This is a genomic window from Pacificibacter marinus (assembly GCF_900109555.1).
GTDB classification, from domain to species: Bacteria; Pseudomonadota; Alphaproteobacteria; order Rhodobacterales; family Rhodobacteraceae; genus Celeribacter; species Celeribacter marinus_C.
On sequence record NZ_FNZV01000001.1, the window covers coordinates 212,239 to 231,229 of the forward strand.

Annotated in this window: 17 protein-coding genes; 8 read left to right on the forward strand and 9 right to left on the reverse strand. The window is 53.6% G+C overall.

Annotated features, from left to right (window positions below; genetic code table 11):
- Position 1 precedes the first annotated feature (1 nt).
- From BM025_RS00990 to coxB, 8 genes are all read right to left on the reverse strand, one after another.
- Positions 2–1,258, reverse strand: a complete 1,257-nt coding sequence (locus BM025_RS00990) for a M16 family metallopeptidase (protein ID WP_085847340.1) — start codon at positions 1,256–1,258, stop codon at positions 2–4.
- Entirely contained in the window at positions 1,255–2,637 is a 1,383-nt protein-coding gene (thrC, locus tag BM025_RS00995) for a threonine synthase (protein ID WP_085847339.1), read from the reverse strand. The genes BM025_RS00990 and thrC overlap by 4 nt, the downstream gene beginning before the upstream one ends.
- Before the next feature lie 26 nt (positions 2,638–2,663).
- Entirely contained in the window at positions 2,664–3,332 is a 669-nt protein-coding gene (locus BM025_RS01000) for an SURF1 family protein (RefSeq protein ID WP_085847338.1), read from the reverse strand.
- A 98-nt stretch (positions 3,333–3,430) separates the two neighbouring features.
- Positions 3,431–4,234, reverse strand: a complete 804-nt coding sequence (locus tag BM025_RS01005) for a cytochrome c oxidase subunit 3 (RefSeq protein ID WP_085847337.1) — start codon at positions 4,232–4,234, stop codon at positions 3,431–3,433.
- Between the two features lie 42 nt (positions 4,235–4,276).
- Positions 4,277–4,858, reverse strand: a complete 582-nt coding sequence (locus BM025_RS01010) for a cytochrome c oxidase assembly protein (RefSeq protein WP_085847336.1) — start codon at positions 4,856–4,858, stop codon at positions 4,277–4,279.
- The gene (locus BM025_RS01015) at positions 4,858–5,022 is read right to left on the reverse strand and encodes a cytochrome C oxidase assembly protein (protein ID WP_085847335.1); all 165 of its coding nucleotides are present in this window, start codon (positions 5,020–5,022) and stop codon (positions 4,858–4,860) included. Before BM025_RS01015 ends, BM025_RS01010 begins: the two co-directional genes overlap by 1 nt.
- Positions 5,023–5,973 carry a heme o synthase gene (cyoE, locus tag BM025_RS01020; protein WP_085847334.1) on the reverse strand — a complete coding sequence of 317 codons (951 nt, stop codon included), beginning with the start codon at positions 5,971–5,973 and terminating at the stop codon, positions 5,023–5,025. It lies immediately after the preceding gene.
- Between the two features lie 127 nt (positions 5,974–6,100).
- Positions 6,101–6,967 carry a cytochrome c oxidase subunit II gene (gene coxB / locus BM025_RS01025; protein ID WP_085847333.1) on the reverse strand — a complete coding sequence of 289 codons (867 nt, stop codon included), beginning with the start codon at positions 6,965–6,967 and terminating at the stop codon, positions 6,101–6,103.
- 177 nt (positions 6,968–7,144) lie between these two features.
- On the opposite strand from coxB, the gene tldD reads away from it, so the two are divergent.
- From tldD to BM025_RS01065, 8 genes are all read left to right on the forward strand, one after another.
- The gene (gene tldD / locus BM025_RS01030; RefSeq protein ID WP_085847332.1) at positions 7,145–8,566 is read left to right on the forward strand and encodes a metalloprotease TldD; all 1,422 of its coding nucleotides are present in this window, start codon (positions 7,145–7,147) and stop codon (positions 8,564–8,566) included.
- 248 nt (positions 8,567–8,814) lie between these two features.
- Positions 8,815–9,957 (forward strand): DNA-processing protein DprA, encoded by a 1,143-nt coding sequence (dprA, locus tag BM025_RS01035; RefSeq protein WP_085847331.1) that lies wholly within the window; start codon positions 8,815–8,817, stop codon positions 9,955–9,957.
- Positions 9,958–10,180: 223 nt separating this feature from the next.
- Entirely contained in the window at positions 10,181–12,814 is a 2,634-nt protein-coding gene (topA, locus tag BM025_RS01040; protein ID WP_085847330.1) for a type I DNA topoisomerase, read from the forward strand.
- Positions 12,815–12,972: 158 nt separating this feature from the next.
- Entirely contained in the window at positions 12,973–13,677 is a 705-nt protein-coding gene (locus tag BM025_RS01045) for a CoA transferase subunit A (RefSeq protein ID WP_085847329.1), read from the forward strand.
- Positions 13,677–14,306, forward strand: coding sequence for a 3-oxoacid CoA-transferase subunit B (locus BM025_RS01050; RefSeq protein WP_085847328.1), 630 nt, complete (start codon positions 13,677–13,679; stop codon positions 14,304–14,306). The genes BM025_RS01045 and BM025_RS01050 overlap by 1 nt, the downstream gene beginning before the upstream one ends.
- 182 nt (positions 14,307–14,488) lie before the next feature.
- On the forward strand, positions 14,489–15,535 hold the full coding sequence (locus BM025_RS01055) for a lysylphosphatidylglycerol synthase transmembrane domain-containing protein (RefSeq protein WP_085847327.1): 1,047 nt from the start codon (positions 14,489–14,491) through the stop codon (positions 15,533–15,535).
- On the forward strand, positions 15,516–16,862 hold the full coding sequence (locus tag BM025_RS01060; RefSeq protein WP_085847326.1) for an FAD-binding protein: 1,347 nt from the start codon (positions 15,516–15,518) through the stop codon (positions 16,860–16,862). Before BM025_RS01055 ends, BM025_RS01060 begins: the two co-directional genes overlap by 20 nt.
- Positions 16,859–17,623 (forward strand): SDR family oxidoreductase, encoded by a 765-nt coding sequence (locus BM025_RS01065; RefSeq protein ID WP_085847325.1) that lies wholly within the window; start codon positions 16,859–16,861, stop codon positions 17,621–17,623. The genes BM025_RS01060 and BM025_RS01065 overlap by 4 nt, the downstream gene beginning before the upstream one ends.
- A 72-nt stretch (positions 17,624–17,695) precedes the next feature.
- Here BM025_RS01065 and BM025_RS01070 read toward each other — a convergent pair whose 3' ends face one another.
- Positions 17,696–18,550, reverse strand: coding sequence for a lytic transglycosylase domain-containing protein (locus BM025_RS01070; protein ID WP_244515377.1), 855 nt, complete (start codon positions 18,548–18,550; stop codon positions 17,696–17,698).
- Between the last annotated feature and the right edge of the window lie 441 nt (positions 18,551–18,991).

The following is an 18,991-nucleotide window of genomic DNA, read 5'->3' on the forward strand; positions in this document are numbered from 1 at the left end:
GTTAGACAAGCCTTGCCTTGAGCACATCAAGCGTTGGTGCGCTTTCTGCGGGCCCATACAGTGCCATCGCCGTGCGGCCTGTGCCCATCTGACTGATGAAATTGCGCACACCGTCGACGGTCACCGCGTCAATCTTTTCAACGGTTTCGGCCAGTGTCGGCACCCGGTCCCAAATGCCGATCATCCGCGCATTGCGTTCGACCCGCGCGCTAGGGCTTTCAAGCCCCATCAAAAGACCCGCTTTGATTTGCGCACAAGCACGCATCACTTCGGCCTGAGACATGTCATCGGCAGAGCGTTTCAATTCATCCATGGTCAACTCGGTCAACTGCGCCACATCTTCCGCAGATGTGCCCGCATAGATCGTCGTTGTGCCCGTGTCGGAATAGGCCCCGCTTTGCGCATAAATCGTATAGCACAGGCCCTTTTGTTCGCGAATGGATTGGAACAACCGCGAAGACATACCACCGCCAAGTGCCGTGCTGGCGGCTTGGGCGATATAGATATCTTGGTCACGGTAGCTTGGCCCCTCAAAGGCTATGGCCACATGCACTTGTTCCAGCGTTTTATTCTTGCGAAATTCGCCGCCCACAAAGGTTGCGGGATCGGCGTGATCGCTGCCGTGGGCTGTCAAATGACCAAAGAGCTTTTCAGCCTCTGCCACAATTTTATCGTGATCAACATTGCCAGCAGCCGACAAAACCATGCGCTCAGGCGAATAGTGTTCTTGCACAAATCCTGCAAGATCTTCCCGCGTGAACGCCCGAACACGCTCTTCAGGACCCAAAATCGTACGTCCGACCGCTTGATCGGGATAGGACACCTCTTGCAGCCAATCGAAAATAATATCATCTGGCGTGTCCAATGCTTGGCCGATTTCTTGCAAAATCACACCACGCTCGACTTCCAATTCACGCGCATCAAAAATCGGGTTCAGCACAATGTCGGCAATGACATCTAGCGCCAAAGGCACGTCTTCTTTCAAAACGCGTGCGTAATAGGCCGTCGTCTCGCGCGATGTATAGGCATTGAGATACCCACCCACATTTTCCAAAACTTCGGCAATTTCCAAAGGCGTACGGCGTGCCGTGCCTTTGAATGCCATGTGCTCTAGAAAGTGCGCGATGCCGTTTTGCTCTAGGCGTTCATGCCGCCCGCCCGCTTGGACCCAAACACCAATTGAGGCGCTTTCCATAGAGGGCATATGTTCGGTAACGATGCGCAGTCCATTGCTGAGCCGGTGTGTTTTGAGGCTCAAGAAAGGCGCTCCTTAACCAATGTTTTCAATACTTCAAGATCGTTCGGCACCACTGTAAACCGCTCGTCGCGATCAAATAGCCCCGCCATATGTGGGGGCAAGTCAGGGTGGATTCCGCAGGCCGCTTTGACCGCTGCAGGGAATTTCGCGGGGTGAGCCGTGGCCAATGTAATCATCGGCACCTCTGACAGGTGATCCTCCGCCACTTTGACGCCAACTGCGGAATGCGGGCAGAGCACTTCGGTGGTGCGGATCTGCATATCTTTGATCGTGGCAGAGGTTTCATCCTCAGAGGCACGACCTGACAAAAAGGTCTCGTTCAAGATTTGCATCGCCCCTTGGGAGATTTTAAATTCACCTGATTTCAGCTCGTCCATCAGTTGCGACACTGCGCCGCCATCACGCCCGTAAGCGTCAAACAAAGCGCGTTCAAAGTTGGATGACACTTGGATGTCCATTGAGGGCGACATGGATGGTGTCACGCCCTCTTTCGTGTAGGCACCCGTTAGCATCGTGCGGTGTAAGATGTCGTTTTGGTTGGTCGCGATCACCAAGTCTTTGATCGGCAGGCCCATTTTCTTGGCAATATAGCCCGCGAAGATGTCGCCAAAGTTGCCTGTCGGCACGGTGAATGACACGTCACGATGCGGTGCGCCGAGCGACACTGCAGATGAAAAATAGTACACAACCTGCGCCAAAACGCGGCCCCAGTTGATGGAATTGACAGCTGCCAATTTGACTGTGTCGCGAAAATCAATATCGGCGAACATATCTTTGAGGGCCGCTTGGCAATCGTCAAAATCGCCTTCAACCGCCAGCGCATGCACGTTGCTCTCGCTTGGCGTGGTCATCTGGCGACGCTGCACATCAGACACGCCGCCATGCGGGTACATGATGAACACATCGACGTTGTCCAATCCTTTGAACGCTTCAATCGCGGCGGATCCTGTGTCGCCTGACGTTGCGCCAACAATAGTCACGCGATTGCCAGAGCGCGACAAAGCCGCTTGGAACATCTGGCCGATCAGTTGCATGGCAAAATCTTTGAACGCCAACGTCGGTCCGTGGAACAGTTCCAACAAGAAATGGTTGGGGCCAAGCTGCACCAGCGGCGCGCGGGCATCGTGACCGAAACCTGTGTATGATTTCGCAATGATTTCTTTGAATTCGGCGTCGGTAAACGTCTCGCCGATAAAGGGCTTCATCACCCGAAAAGCGATCTCTTCGTAGGATTGCCCTGCCAAAGCCGCGATGTCATCTGTCGACATCGTTGGGATGGTTTCAGGCACATACAGTCCGCCGTCAGAGGCTAAACCAGTGAGCATTGCATCTTCGAAAGACAAAGCGGGCGCGGTGCCGCGTGTAGAAATATATCGCATGGGGCCCTATCAGAGTTGGGATCGCGTTAAACTGTTCGGGTTTTGATACGCCACAGAAGGAAGAGTGTCATCCCAAACCAGACAAATGCCAATGAAAACCACGTGATTGCATAGCCAAGGTGATCATTTTTGATCCCCGTGATGCCGACAGGCATGGCCTCAACCCCTTGACCCGTGTCCGCGCGCGCGACAATCAGCACTTCGGACGTGTCCAAAACTGTCGCCATCTCTGCAATATCACGACCAAACCAAATGTTCTTGACCATGTCCGGTTCGGGGGTGGAGCTGTTCATATCATCGGGCCAATGCAGATTGCCGATGATCGTCGCGGGGCCACTGGGGCGAAAGGTGTCTTTGGCATCTGGTTTGATAAACCCACGATCCAACAAAACCCGCCGTCCGTCGTCCAATTCAAACGGGGCGATCACACGGTAGCCTGCGCCGATTTGCAAACGCGACACCAGCACATGCAGTTCCTCTTGCCCGATGGTGCCAGACGCCGTGACAGGCATGTATTTCATATCCGTCGAAATCATAGCGGGCAAAGGCACGGGGTCCGCTGATATTTCGGCGGTGATTTCGGCCAAGACGCCCTCTTTCCACGCCAAACGTTGGACCTGCCATGTGCCAAGCCACAGCAAAATAGCGATACCAACAACTCCGATGAGAATCGGAACAATCATGCGTTTTATCATGGGACGACTTTCTGAAATGCATAAGGGCGCAGCAATGCCACGCCCTTGTTTTTTATCTCGTGTTTTGTGCCAAAGTCAAAGCCGCAGCACAGGGGGATTTATTGACCCCAGATGTAGACGGCGACGAACAAGAAGAGCCAAACAACATCCACAAAGTGCCAGTACCAAGCTGCCGCTTCAAAGCCGATGTGATCATCAGGTGTGAAGTCGCCCTTGATTGCGCGGATCAAACAGATGGTTAGGAAAATCGTCCCAACCAACACGTGGAACCCGTGAAAGCCTGTTGCCATAAAGAAGGCGCCGTAAAAGAACTCGCCGCCAAATGTCCAACCTTCGTGGACCAGCAATTCGTAGTATTCATACGCTTGGAACATTGTGAACACAGCGCCAAAGCCAACACCGATGGCCAGACCAGCCACCAAGTCTTTGCGGATGTTGCCGTGGACCAAAGCATGGTGTGCCCAAGTGACCGCACAGCCAGACAAGAGCAACAACAAGGTGTTGATCAATGGCAGGTGAAACGCATCAACAGGGATAATTTCAGGTTTAAGGTATTCTGTGCCCGCATATTCATACATCGGGAAGATTGCATTTTTGAAAAATGCCCAGAACCAAACCACAAAGAACATAACTTCGGACATGATGAACATGATGAAGCCATAACGCAGACCGATGCGCACAACGGGTGTGTGATCGCCCGCTTTGTTTTCCAAAATCGTTTCGCGCCACCAAGCCCACATCACGTAGAGCACAGCAACGAAACCGATAAGGAACATCCAAGGCGAATCTTTGGCCATCCATATGACCGCGCCAAAGAACATGACAAAGGCTGCGATGCCGCCCAAAAGCGGTTTCGAGGATGGTGGCAAGATGTGATAATCGTGGTTCTTTACGTGAGCCATAGTATTGCGTCCCTCTCCCTTGGGGTATTTTCCCTAATGGGTTCAGTTGAGATCAGTAGCCGTTGAAAAATCGCTTTGCAAAGCAGCAAGTTCCGTGGGCAGATCGGTTTCGTAGAATGTATACGACAAAGTGATGCGATGTACATATTTCGCGTCACGGTCGGTGGTGATTTCGGGGTCCACATAAAAGGTGACAGGCATCATCACGGTCTCTCCGGGTTGAAGCACCTGTTCTGTGAAACAAAAACAATCGATTTTGGTGAAAAATCCGCCAGCCTCATAGGGAGCAACATTGTAAGACGCAGTCCCCGCGATCACGCGGTCAGTGGGGTTGTGCGCCTCATAAAAAGCCAGGCCGGTCTCGCCGATCCGCAATTCCATCTCGCGCACGTCAGGTTTGAATTCCCATGGCATGGACGGGTCTGTGTTGGCATCAAAACGGATTTTGATGGTTTCATCCAAAATCACATCCGAGCCTGCGTCAGCTTCCAGCGTGGTCCCACCAAATCCTGTTACAGCGCAAAACCAGCTATAGAACGGGACAGAGGCCCAAGCGAAACCACCCATCAAAACAACAACACCAACCAGTGTTGCCGCCGTTTTTTGTGGACCTTGCAGTGCCATTATTCATGCGCTCCTGCGCTACCGACATTGCTTACATCAACTGTGGTGACTTTCACCACGGTGAGGCCAAGGATCAGCACAACAAAAAGGCCAAGCACAAGAGCAAGCCCGACATTGCGCGATTTACGCCGCGTGTGCAGTTCGTGAAGTTTGGTGATCGCCATTTAGAAAGGTCCCCCAATGCCCATGCCACCCAAAAGGCCGCTGAGCATAGCGTCAAACATAAGCGCGGTGAAATGCGCGAAAAGATAAACCAACGAGAGCTTAAAGAAAGATCGCTCTGTTTTGAAATTATCCGCCTTTGACGCCGCATCATCGCGCCGCCAAATCTTTACAGCACCGACGATAAACAAAGCGTTCATCACAACAAATGCGACAAGATAGCACCAGCCCGCGATAGACGTGAACAACAACGCGCCTGCTGTTATGGCCAGGATCAGCGTGTACACAAGAATATGATTGCGAGTCGAACGCGTGCCATGGGTTACAGGCAGCATCGGCACCTTAGCTTTGTCGTAATCGGAATTCATGAACAGGGCCAAAGCCCAGAAATGGGGTGGCGTCCACATGAACGTCAGGGCGAACATCAAACAACTGGTCAAGGTGATGTCACCCGTCACGACAGCCCAACCGATCATCGGGGGAAACGCGCCAGCGGCCCCACCAATCACGATGTTTTGCGGTGTCGAGCGTTTCAGCCACATGGTGTAAACCACAGCATAGAAAAAGATCGTAAAGGCCAAAAGCCCTGCCGCGACCCAGTTTGAGGCCAACCCCAACATGACCACAGAAAAAGCAGACAGGGTCACACCAATGGCAAACGCTTCGCCCTCAGACACTTTGCCTGCGGGAATAGGCCGGCCTTTGGTGCGCTTCATCACGCGGTCGATGTCGGCGTCATACCACATGTTCAAAGCGCCAGAGGCCCCGCCTCCGATGGCAATGCACAAGATCGAAAAGAACGCCACAAACGGATGCACAGTTCCCGGTGCCACGATCAATCCGACCATTGCGGTGAACACGACAAGCGACATGACACGTGGCTTCAACAAGGCAAAGAAATCGCCAAATCCTGCTTCACGGTCGTCTTCAAGTATGATCGTTGCGTCGGTCATTCGGGTGCCTTACTGGAGTGCCGCTGCGCCAAAGACAAATCTGGGCTGCGCGCCTGTTGGGTAGAATTAGCTCATTTGACAGGCGGGGCGATATGAATCGCCCGCGCCCTGATGTCGCACAGTGTGCTTATTGAACAGATGCCAATTGGATCAGCTCAGGTGTTGTGCCTTCGAGTGACGCAAATTCTTCTTTCGCGCCAGCCAACCAAGCATCGTAATCTTCTTGCGATACAACTTTCACAGTGATCGGCATAAACGCGTGGTCTTTGCCGCAAAGCTCAGAACACTGACCAAAGAAGGTGCCCGTTTTTTCTGCTTTGAACCAAAGTTCTGCCACACGGCCAGGCACCGCATCTTGTTTCACGCCAAACGCTGGGATCGTCCAAGAGTGGATTACATCCGCGCCGGTTACGCCCATGACGACTGTTTTGCCAACAGGCACAACAACGGCCGTGTCTGTCGCGAGCAAGTAAAAGCTTTGGTCGTAACCGTATTCAGCCAACTCATCACGCTCAAGCTTGTAGCTGTCAAAGCCAAAACCTTCGTCAACATATTCGTAGCCCCAGTACCATTGGTACCCTGTGACCTTGATGTACATGTCGCCTTCTGGAATTTCTTGTTGCTTGAACAACACTGGCAAAGAAAACGCGCCAATCACAGCCAGAACAAGAATAGGCACGATCGTCCATGCAATCTCGATAGGCGTGTTGTGCGTAAAGGTCTGTGGCTCGGCGTTTGTTTTGCGGTTGTAGCGGATCATCACCCAAGCCATCAAAGCGCAAACAAATAATACAATAAGACCAGTGATCCAAAGCAGCAGGTGGTCGAGCCCCTGCAAATCACGGGCCAGTTCAGTGGCCGCAGGTTGAAAACCCATTTTTCCATCAACGGGCGCGCCCAGCAATTCACCCGCTTGCTGTGCCATGGCGGCACCGGAAACGGTGGTGGCTAAAACTGTGGCGGCAAGGCCGGACAAAAAGCGTTCTGTGCGCATGTTTTTTTCCCATTTCGCAAGCGCAACAGTGATATGTGCGCCGCAGTGCCCGAAGATCGGACGAATTTCGTTTGAGTCTTACCCACCAAAAACCATATTAGGCCCGATGGAACAAGAATTCTGCGTCGCCATTGACCGTGTTTTTTGATTTAGATCAAGTCCCCAAGGAGAAAATAGATGCCAACGAGACGTTTTGACCCATTCGAGACCCTGTTGGATCAGGCTCAAGCCCTTTCCATTCTGCAAAATGCGACAGCAGGTGCCGATGATGGCGAACTTTTCTTTGAACGGCGCACATCCGAGGGCCTCGTTTTAGATGACGGGCGAATCCGTAACGCCACTTATGACGCATCCGAGGGATTCGGTCTACGTGCTGTGCGCGGTGAAACCGCAGGATACGCCCATTCGACCGAAATTTCCGAATCGTCGCTCATGCGCGCAGCTGAAACCGCGCGTTTGGCCGTGGGCGATGGCGGCGGCACGCTGGCCGATGCCCCGCGCGCCACAAATGTCAAACTCTACACCGATGAAAACCCGATGGACGGCGCCGCCTTTGAAGTCAAAATCGACACGCTCAAAGAAATCGACGATTTCCTGCGCAGCCTAGATCCACGTGTGGTGCAAGTCACCGCCTCAATCGCTGCCTCACACCAAGAGGTGTTAATTTTACGCCCCGAAGGCACGCTTGTCTCAGATCAACGCCCGATGGCGCGGCTCAATATTTCCGTCATCGTCGACAAAGATGGCCGTCGCGAAAGTGGTTCTGCGGGCGGCGGCGGGCGCACGGGGCTGCTCGGCATGCTCAGCCCTGATCACTGGAAATCAATCGCGCGCGAAGCCCTGCGTATAGCCTGCGTCAACCTAGAAGCCGTCCCTGCCCCAGCTGGCGTCATGGATGTGGTGCTTGGCAACGGCTGGCCCGGCATTTTGTTGCACGAAGCCATCGGCCACGGGCTTGAGGGGGATTTTAACCGCAAAAAAACCTCAGCCTTCGCGGGCCTCATGGGGCAACAAATCGCGGCCAAAGGCGTCACTGTTTTGGATGATGGCACGATCCCTGATCGGCGTGGCTCTATTTCCGTCGACGACGAAGGCACGCCCAGCGCGAAAAACACATTGATCGAAGACGGTATTCTTGTCGGCTACATGCAAGATCGTCAAAACGCACGCCTGATGGGCGTCGATGCCACCGGAAACGGGCGGCGCGAAAGCTATGCGCACACCCCCATGCCACGCATGACCAACACCTATATGCTCGGTGGTGACACGCCCCCCGAAGATATCGTCGCAAACCTCAAAGACGGTATCTATGCGGTTGGGTTTGGTGGCGGACAAGTTGATATCACCAACGGAAAATTCGTGTTTTCGTGTACTGAAGCCTACCAAGTTAAAAACGGCATGATTGGCGCACCGGTGAAAGGCGCGACACTGATTGGCGATGGAGCCACGGCGTTGAAACACATCCGTGCCTTGGGCAACGATATGGCGCTTGATCCTGGCATGGGCAACTGTGGCAAAGCTGGTCAATGGGTGCCCGTTGGCGTTGGACAGCCCACAACGATGATCAGCGAATTGACCGTAGGTGGCTCGGCCACTTAACCCCAATAAAGGTTAACGTGATCCCTGCCGATGTTGGAACGATATAAGTAAATGTAAGCAAAAGGCGGTCTTTGGGCCGCCTTTTGGCTGTCGTCTTGCAATTCAGACGGCGTAATTTGCACCTAAAACACTGAAAACAACGCAAATGCAGCCAAATTCAATAAATTTGAGGGTTTATCAGTAACGGTAACGGGTCGTTAACCAATTTGCGCGATGGTGTAATTGCAAGAGACGGAGAGAGCGGTCAAATGGATTTCATCCCTTCCCACCACCCCCTCACCCCACCCCACTCTGCGGAAGATCGCGCCGTCTGGCTCCGTCTCTTGCGATCACGCCGCGTTGGCGTTTCCACCTTTTTCAGACTCATGAATGATCACGGATCGGCCACAGCCGCCCTCACAGCTTTGCCCGAAATTGCGCATGAAGCTGGCGTGCGTGACTATAAAACCTGCCCACAATCCGTCATAGATGAAGAACTGCGTGCAGGTCACGAAGCCGGTGCGCGGCTTTTGGCTGTGGGTGATCCACAATATCCCAACGCCCTTGCCCTTATTCCAGATGCCCCTCCACTTTTGTGGGTTAAAGGTGACATGTCCCTGTTTGAACGCCCGATGGTGGCTTTGGTCGGGGCGCGCAATGCGTCCTCATTGGGGCTGCGTATGGCGCGTGCATTGTCACGTGATTTGGGGGCCGAAGGGTTTGGAATTGTCTCTGGAATGGCACGGGGCATCGATGCCGCCGTGCATGACGCAGCAATCGAGACGGGCACCATTGCCGTGCTTGGTGGCGGGTTAGATGTGATCTATCCAGCTGAAAACAAAAATCTCTATCATAAAATCGCTGAGACGGGCGTGATCGTCTCAGAGCAACCTATGGGCATGAAACCCTTTGCGCGTCATTTCCCTATGCGCAATAGAATCGTATCCGGCATGGCGTTGGCGACAATCGTTGTGGAAGCTGCGGCCAAATCCGGCTCGCTGCTCACCGCGGGCAATGCGATGGAACAAGGCCGCGAGGTCATGGCCGTTCCGGGGCACCCCTTTGATGGGCGCTCGTCGGGCTGCAACAACTTGCTGCGCGATGGGGCCAGCCTGATCCGCGGGTCGCGCGATGTCATTGATGTCCTGGCCAATGCGTCGCCTTTGGCAATCACCGCGATGGAGACCCCTGTTGAGGCGCTTGTACCAGTTGAACCACAGACCCGCACATTCAATGATCACACCGCGTTACACGGTGAAATTCTATCGCGTCTTGGTGGCGCCGCCGTTCCCGAAGATCAGCTTATCCGCGACATCGGTGTGCGTGCAGAACAGGTCAGTTCGGAAATTATGTCACTGGAATTGGATGGCCGTATCATGCGCAAAGCTGGCGGCCTATTGTCGCGCGTCTAAATTCATCGATAGCAAAAACCGAGCATAGAAAACTGTACACGCTGGCTTGTTTCAAAAACTTCATGATCAATTTTCTGCCGTATCCGAGGCCCCAAAAATGGGCAAAAATCTAGTGTGTACGAAAGATATTAACGTGTTCTCACGATCTTTCATTGACAATCCGTAGTTGCGCAACCCATCTTGCCCCGCCATAAGGCCATCAAAGTCGTATAAAGGATGTATTATGCCAGTTGTTGTTGTCGAATCCCCAGCCAAGGCCAAAACGATCAACAAATACCTTGGAAGCGACTACACCGTTTTGGCGTCCTACGGCCACGTCCGTGACCTGCCAGCCAAGAACGGATCGGTCGATACAGACAATGATTTCGAGATGATTTGGGACATCGGCGCAGACAGTCGCAAACACGTCAAAGCCATCGCAGATGCCCTTAAAGACGACGACGTACTGATCCTCGCGACTGACCCCGACCGCGAAGGCGAAGCAATTTCATGGCACCTGCAAGAAGCCCTGACCAAACGCCGCGCGATTAAAAAATCCACGGCTGTGTCGCGTGTTGTGTTCAATGCGATCACCAAAACCGCCGTCACTGAAGCGATGAAAAACCCGCGCCAAGTCGATGTGCCTCTGGTCGATGCTTATTTGGCACGCCGCGCTTTGGACTATCTCGTGGGCTTTAACCTATCGCCTGTGCTGTGGCGCAAATTGCCCGGCGCGCGCTCTGCTGGTCGTGTGCAATCGGTCTGTTTACGCTTGATCGTGGAACGCGAAGACGAAATCGAAGCCTTCAACCCACAAGAATACTGGTCCGTGAAAGCCGTGCTGGAAACCCCACGCGGGCAACAGTTTGAAGCACGTTTGACGCAGCTTTCGGGCAAAAAACTAGATAAATTCGATCTGGGCGATCGTTTGACGGCGGAAATGGCTGTGCAAGCCGTGTCGTCGCGCGATCTGAAAGTGGTATCGGTTGAGGCAAAACCCGGCACGCGTAACCCATCTGCGCCATTCATGACATCGACCCTGCAACAAGAGGCCAGCCGTAAATTCGGTATGGGCGCGCGTCAAACGATGAACGCCGCACAACGCCTATATGAAGCGGGTCTCATCACCTATATGCGGACCGATGGCATTGACATGGCACCAGAAGCCATCACCGAAGCCCGCGATGCAATCAAAGCGCGTTACGGCGATAAATACGTGCCCGCGTCGCCACGTGTGTACAAAAACAAAGCCAAAAACGCGCAAGAAGCGCACGAATGTATCCGCCCGACAGAGTTGAACAAAGGCCCAAAAGAAGCGGCCCTGTCAGACAGCGACCAAGCCAAGCTTTACGATCTGATCTGGAAACGCACCATTGCATCGCAAATGGAAGCGGCGCGATTGGAACGCACCACAGTTGATATTGCCTCTGCAGATCAAGAGGTTGTACTGCGCGCGACAGGTCAAGTTGTAGCCTTTGATGGCTTTATGGCCGTCTACACTGAGGGCAAAGACGACGCTGAGGGCGAAGAAGACAGCGCGCGCCTGCCACAGATCATGCAAGACGAACCTGCCAAAAAAGTTGCAGGCGCGCTCAAAGCCGACGCAGAAGGCAAAGAAGCCGCACTTGGCGCAGCAGATGCCGTACTTGGCATGCAGCATTTCACCAATCCGCCCCCCCGCTACACCGAGGCCACGTTGGTCAAACGCATGGAAGAATTGGGCATCGGACGCCCGTCAACCTATGCGTCGGTTTTGACAACGATTGTTGAGCGCGAATATGTGCGCAAAGAACAAAACCGCCTGTTCCCAGAGGACAAAGGCAAGATCGTCACGATCTTTTTGACCAACTTCTTCCGCAAATATGTCGGCTATGAATTCACGGCTGATCTGGAACGCGAACTTGATGAAGTCTCTGCAGGCGAAATGAATTACAAAGACGTGCTGAACCGCTTTTGGCGCGACTTTTCTGCCGCGATCTCTGAGACCTCTGATTTGCGCATTTCCGAAGTGCTCGACAAACTTGACGCGGCCCTAGCACCCACGCTCTACCCTCCACGTGAAGATGGCACAGACCCCCGCATTTGCCCCAAGTGTGGTGCGGGCAATCTGCACCTGAAAACATCGCGCTCTGGTGGGTTTGTCGGCTGTTCCAACTACCCTGAATGCCGCTACACCCGTCCGATTTCGGGCGAAGGTGCGGAAAGCTACGAAAAGGTTTTGGGCGAAGACAACGGCGATGAAATTTCACTGCGCTCTGGTCGCTTTGGCCCCTATGTGCAGCGCGGCGAAGCCACGGCAGAGAACAAAAAACCACCACGCACGTCCTTGCCCAAAGGTTGGGCGCCGGAAAGCATCGATTTGGCCAAGGCTTTGACGTTGCTCAATTTGCCGCGCGAAATTGGCATCCATCCCGATGGCGGCGCGATTGTGGCCAACCTTGGGCGCTTTGGCCCCTATGTGATGCACCAATTGCCCGATGCGGAAAAACCGGTTTACGCCAATCTGAAAGAGACCGAAGAGGTCTTTGAAATTGGCATGAATTTGGCGATGGAAATGATCACGCATAAACGCGAAAATCCTGGCCGTGGTCGTGCGGCAGCCAAGGCGCTTAAAGAACTTGGCGACCACCCAGATGGTGGTGCGATCAAGGTGATGGACGGTAAATTCGGGCCTTATGTGAAATGGGAAAAGGTCAACGTGACCCTGCCCAAAGAGATCAAGCCCGAAGACATCACCGTCGAACAAGCGCTTGAATTGATCGCGACCAAAAAGCCCGCCAAGAAAAAGCCTGCGGCGAAAAAGAAAGCGGCACCGAAAAAGGCCGCAGCCAAAAAACCAGCGACGAAAAAAGCCCCTGCTGCTAAGAAAAAAACTTAGGCTGTCCTTACGGCTCCGCTCGTTGCAGCCAAGATAAAAACATCTGATCGCTCGCCAGTGTTGGCGGGCGATTTGCATTTTTGCAGTGCAGCATTTTCATTGACACGCCCCGTGCAATTGCGTCCAATTGCACGAAATGGACACTGAGGGAGAGAGCATTGAAAAAAGTATATGGGTCCGCGCAGGATGCGCTGGACGGCATTTTAACAGACGGCATGTTGATCGCTGCGGGTGGATTTGGCCTGTGTGGCATCCCTGAACTGCTGATCGATGCCATCGTGCAAAGCGGCGTGAAAGATCTCACAGTGGCGTCAAACAATGCTGGCGTTGATGATTTCGGCCTTGGCAAACTTTTGGCCACCCGCCAGATCAAAAAAATGATGTCGTCTTATGTGGGCGAAAACGCTGAATTCATGCGTCAATATTTGAGCGGCGAGTTGGAACTAGAGTTCAACCCCCAAGGTACATTGGCCGAACGCATGCGTGCAGGCGGCGCGGGCATTCCCGGTTTTTACACCAAAACAGGTGTGGGCACAGTGATTGCTGAAGGCAAAGATGTGAAATCATGGAACGGCCAAGACTACATTCTGGAAGAGGGTATTTTCGCCGATATTTCCATCGTGAAAGCATGGAAAGCTGACGAGACTGGCAACGCGATCTTCCGCAAAACGGCTCGCAATTTCAATCCGCCAGCAGCCATGTGTGGCAAGATATGCATCATGGAAGTCGAAGAAATTGTGCCCGTCGGCAGCCTTGATCCCGATACGATCCATTTGCCCGGTATCTATGTGCATCGCCTTGTACAAGGCGCCCATGAAAAACGCATCGAGCAGCGTACAGTTCGCACACGGGAGACCTCATAATGCCTTGGGATCGCAATCAAATGGCCGCACGCGCGGCACAAGAACTGCAAGACGGCACCTATGTGAACCTTGGCATCGGCATTCCGACCTTGGTGCCAAACTTCATTCCCGAAGGTGTCGAAGTGGTGCTGCAATCGGAAAACGGCATGCTCGGCATGGGGCCCTTTCCCTATGAAGGCGATGAAGATGCGGACCTGATCAATGCGGGCAAACAAACAATTACCGAACTGCCAAACACCGCCTATTTCGATTCCGCGCAGTCTTTCGGCATGATCCGCGGTGGCAAAATTGCGATGGCGATTTTGGGCGCGATGGAAGTCGATGAAAAAGGCGATCTGGCCAACTGGATGATCCCCGGAAAATTGGTCAAAGGCATGGGCGGCGCGATGGATTTGGTCGCAGGCGTCGGCCGCGTGGTTGTGGTCATGGATCACACCAACAAACATGGCGAAAGCAAGCTGTTGAAATCCTGTACCTTGCCGTTGACAGGCAAAGCGGTTGTGGACCGTGTGATCACCAATTTGGGTGTGTTGGACGTGGTCGAAGGCGGTTTGAAAATCGTTGAGACCGCCGATGGCGTGACCCAAGCAGAACTGCGCGCGGCGACATTGGCAACAATCGTCAACTGAACCGTTTCAACCAAAACCAAACAAAGGCCCTCATCCGTTGGGGGCCTTTCGTATAAAACAAAATGCCACGCACCATATCTCTGCTTCGTTTCTGTTTATTTTCACCAGTGTTTTGTCTCGCTCTATTGTCGCTAAATCCGCAACAGAACCACAATATCGCCCCAATCTGTCGCTAGAAACACATGCAATCAGACGAAATGGACCAGATGCGCCCCGAGCAGCCCACACTTTCTCATCCCAAAATCCCCGTGCCTGTGCCTGCGCCCAAACGCTTGCGTGAACGTGCTGTTTTTTTTGGGCTTTTAACGTTGCTTGTCGTGGGACTTATGGCCGCAGCCGCCGCCACTGGATGGCAAGAAACGCTGCATCAAATTGCCAAACTATCCGCGTGGCAAATCCTTGTGCTTTTGGGGCTATCTTTGCTCAACTACGGTTTGCGCGGCTTGCGCTGGCATCTATTTGCCTCACATCTTGGATTGCAATTGTCCTTGCTCACAAATATGCGCCACTTCTTAGGGGGTTTTGCGATGACCGTAACCCCCGGTCGTGTGGGTGAATTGGTACGCATGCGCTGGATCCGCCGCGAAACAGGGTGGCCGGTGGACCGCACTGCGCCTTTGGTTCTGGTAGACCGCGCTTCTGATTTGGCGGCTATGGCGATAGTGATGGGGGCCGCGATGCTTTTATCTGGCACGCATATTTCAGGTGGTGTGCCCGTTATCATCTTGGCGCTGATTGCCGCATTTATCGTCACGCGCCCTCGGTTATTGGCGTGGGTGGCACAAAAGGGCCACGCCATCACAGGCAGATTGCCACGCATATTCGCCCGCGTGCGCCGTGCAGCCAGATCGCTTGAACCCTTTGCTGCGGGTGGCACTTTGTTCCAAGGCTCCGTTTTGGCTTTGTTTGGCTGGCTCGCCGAAGGCACCGCCTTTTACCTTTTGTTGCATTGGATGGGCGCAGATGTGTCTGCCACGACGGCCATTGCCATTTTTATTTTTTCGACTTTGGCGGGCGGACTCACTGGTGCACCGGGGGGCGTTGGTGGCGCTGAGGCTGCCATGATTGCCTTGCTTGCGTTGCAAAACGTGCCGCTTGCGCTGTCCCTGCCCGCCACTGCCATCATCCGTTTGACCACATTATGGTTTGCCATTGTGATCGGTCTGATTATTTTCCCAATCGCTGAACGCGTATCAAAGAGAGTCCAAAATGAGCTGGAAAACCCTTGAAACCACGGGCTGGGGCCGTGCGCATACGGCAACTGGCGACGTGGCCCGTCCCGAGCGCGCCACCCAGTTGAAACGCTTGTTGGCTGCGGCAATGATGCCTGCGTTCGGGATGCGCCGCTCTTATGGTGACGCCCCTTTGAACTCTGCTGGCCCGTCTTTGGATATGACCCGTCTGGACCGTGTTTTGTCTTTCGACAGCACCACCGGCGTTGTCCATGTAGAAGCGGGATTGCCGATTGGCGATCTGGGCCGGATGTTCGCCGCCAAAGGTTGGATTCCCCCTGTCATGCCAGGCACCGGATTTGCCACCATCGGCGGTTGCATTGCCAATGATGTGCACGGAAAAAACCACCATGTGGTTGGCTCTTTCGGGCAGCATGTTATCGAAATCACGCTGATCCAAGGCGATAAAAGCCGTAAAATCACCCTGAAATCTGCTCCTAATTTGTTCAAAGCCACAGTGGGTGGACTTGGGCAAACAGGCGTTATTGCGTCAGCCAAGCTGCAACTTGCGCCCTGCAAAGGCGATCTCATGGTGCTAACCGAGCGTCGTATCGATGGGCTAGACGATTTTTTCGACGCCTTTGATGACAGTAGGTCCGACTACACCGTGGGCTGGATCGATGCGACAGCCAAAGGTGCCAACCTTGGGCGCGGCGTGTTGGAAGAAAGTGAAATCACCTCGGGCATCAATCCGGGCAGCGGCAAACCGAAATCGGTGCCATTCAATGCGCCAGCTTGGGCGCTGTCCGCCCCTGTGGTGCGCATATTCAACGAGCTGTATTTTCGCCGCGTGCCTGCATCAGGACGCACCAGCGTGAAACCGATCACCGATCCGTTTTTCCCGCTGGATACGATCCACAATTGGAACCGCTTGTACGGCAAAGCAGGGTTTAACCAGTTTCAATGCGTTGTGCCGCTGGACGCCACAAAATGTCTGCGCATCATGTTAGAACGTATTTCGGCATCTGGACTTGCATCGCCTTTGGCTGTGTTGAAAAAAATGGGCCCGGGGCGCGGCGGCTATATGTCATTTCCAATGGAAGGTTACACATTGGCGGTAGATTTCCCCAATCGCAGCGGCGCGGCATACTTGATCCGCGACTTGACCGATTTGGCCAAAGACGCGGGCGGACGAATTTATTTCGCCAAAGACGGTGTGGCACAGGCCAAACAAGTTGAAGGCATGTACCCAGACCAAACAGCATGGCAAAAAGCAGTGGCAAAAGCCGACCCAGACGGAGCGCTGGAAACAGATTTGGTCCGGCGCTTGGAATTGCGCAGCCCGCCACACACAGTGACGCCCGCGACAGGAGGCAATGTATGAACCAGCTTCAAAACCAGAGTTCACAACTTGAAACATGGATCATTTTGGGCGCAACATCGTCAATGGCGCGCGCTTTAGCCCGACAATTGTCGATGCGTGGCGCAAGCTTGTTGTTGTGCGGACGTGATTTTGATGACCTGCGCAGCACGGCGGCCGATTGCATGGCCCGCGGTGCGCATGATGCACAGGCCTGCGCCTTTGATGCGCGTGATACCAATAGCTTTGCCGCGATTATTGACCGAGCTTTGACACAAGAAGGCATGATCAACTGCGCCGTTTTTGTTGGCTCTATGCCGTCGCAAGATGCCATAGATGCGGACCCGAATTTGATCCACGGCACCATCCAAGACAATTACACTGGACCTGCCACATTTTTACAAATGCTCGCGCCCGAACTTGAGGCGCGCGGCGGCGGCACCATTGTTGGTGTGGGATCGGTAGCGGGTGACCGTGGGCGCATCGGCAATTATGTATATGGCTCCGCCAAGGCGGGTTTTGCGACATATCTGTCAGGTCTGCGCAATCGTTTGACCCGTGCGGGAGGGCATGTGGTCACGGTGAAACCCGGCTTTGTGGACACCGCTATGACATGGGATGTCGAAGGCATGTTTTTAGTCGCAGCCCCTGAAAAGGTCGCATCAGACATATTGAACGCCGTGAAAAAGCAAAAGAACGTGATCTACACCCCCTTCTTTTGGCGCTACATTATGCTGATCATCCGCAATATTCCTGAATTTATCTTTAAAAAGATGTCGATTTAACCTCGCATCTGACATGCACGACCACAAAGCACACACGTTATGTCCGCTGTAGTACGTTTAATTGAGTGTCAACTATTTGGCCGAACGCAGGGCCTGTGTCGCAAACACGCAGCCATCTGAATACAAATCAGGCGGCGTGACACATAGGCCCCGCGCCACTTGCCAAGCCGCCAGAACTTTCGGCACATATGTGCGGGTTTCGGAATAAGGCGGCACGCCTTTGTTGTCTTTCACCGCGTTTTCGCCAGCGTTGTAACCAGCTAACGCCAAAATCACGTCGCCTTTGAATTCTTTGAGCAACCAATCCAGATACGTGATCCCGCCGCGAATGTTTTGTGCGGGGTCAGAGGCATCGCTCACCCCAAACCGTGCGGCTGTCGCGGGGATCAACTGCATCAAACCTTGTGCCCCTGCCCCGCTCAGCGCGTCAGTCTTGCCAGCAGATTCCACGGAAATGACCGCCAACGCCAATGCGGGGCTGACATCCGTGCCGATGGAATACATCAAAAGATCGCGCCCATAGGCATTGGCCAAATCCGTCACCATTTGAAACGTGGGTTTGGACAATGTGGCAGCGCTTGCATGGCTCAGCCCCGCCAAAGCAGCAGAAAAGCGTTCAGGGCCAGCGCCAAACAAATCATGCGGCACCGCGTTCCAATACCAATCTTGTAAATCCGCTGACGCAGTGGTGCCAAGCGCCTGAGGTGCCCCCGGCGCTGCGGGGCTTTGCGGGCTACTTGGGGCACGTGGAGCGCTCGGGCGAATTTGCACATCTATCTTGGGCGGCGCCCCTGTTTTTGGGGGCGTCAAACGACGCGAGCGCACTTTGGGCCAAGGCTTGGGGGTGTTTGTGCTGGATTTGCCAACCGTCGATCCTGTTGGGCTGCCTGTTGAAAGACCCGTAGAAAGGTCCGTTGAGTTACTCACAGACAATCCTTGCGCCATGGCGCGCTCCGGCGCGGTGCTGTTGGCAATGCACAAAACAGTCACACAAAGAGACGTGTTCACAAATTGGCGCACGCATCGCACGAAAGTTTTCCCATAACCATTCATTCAGATGTTCGACCTATAACTGGAATCATCTTTAATATTCGTTCCTGTTTCGCAAAAATACGGGCGTTCGACCAGTGTTTCGCTTGGAATTAGCATCGAATCTGTGCCTCGTGTCACATGGTTTACGGTACCAAGCAAATTAATGAAAAAAGGTTAATTTTAAATATCCTTTGATATCAATGTATTAAAGATTTTAATCGTTCAAATTTTATGAGTGCCAAAATTGTACTATTCTTGCCCAATTCTTGCCCCACTTCTAAGGCCATATAGCCACATCGAAAGCGTCAAGGCACACAACGCGGTACGGGAAACACC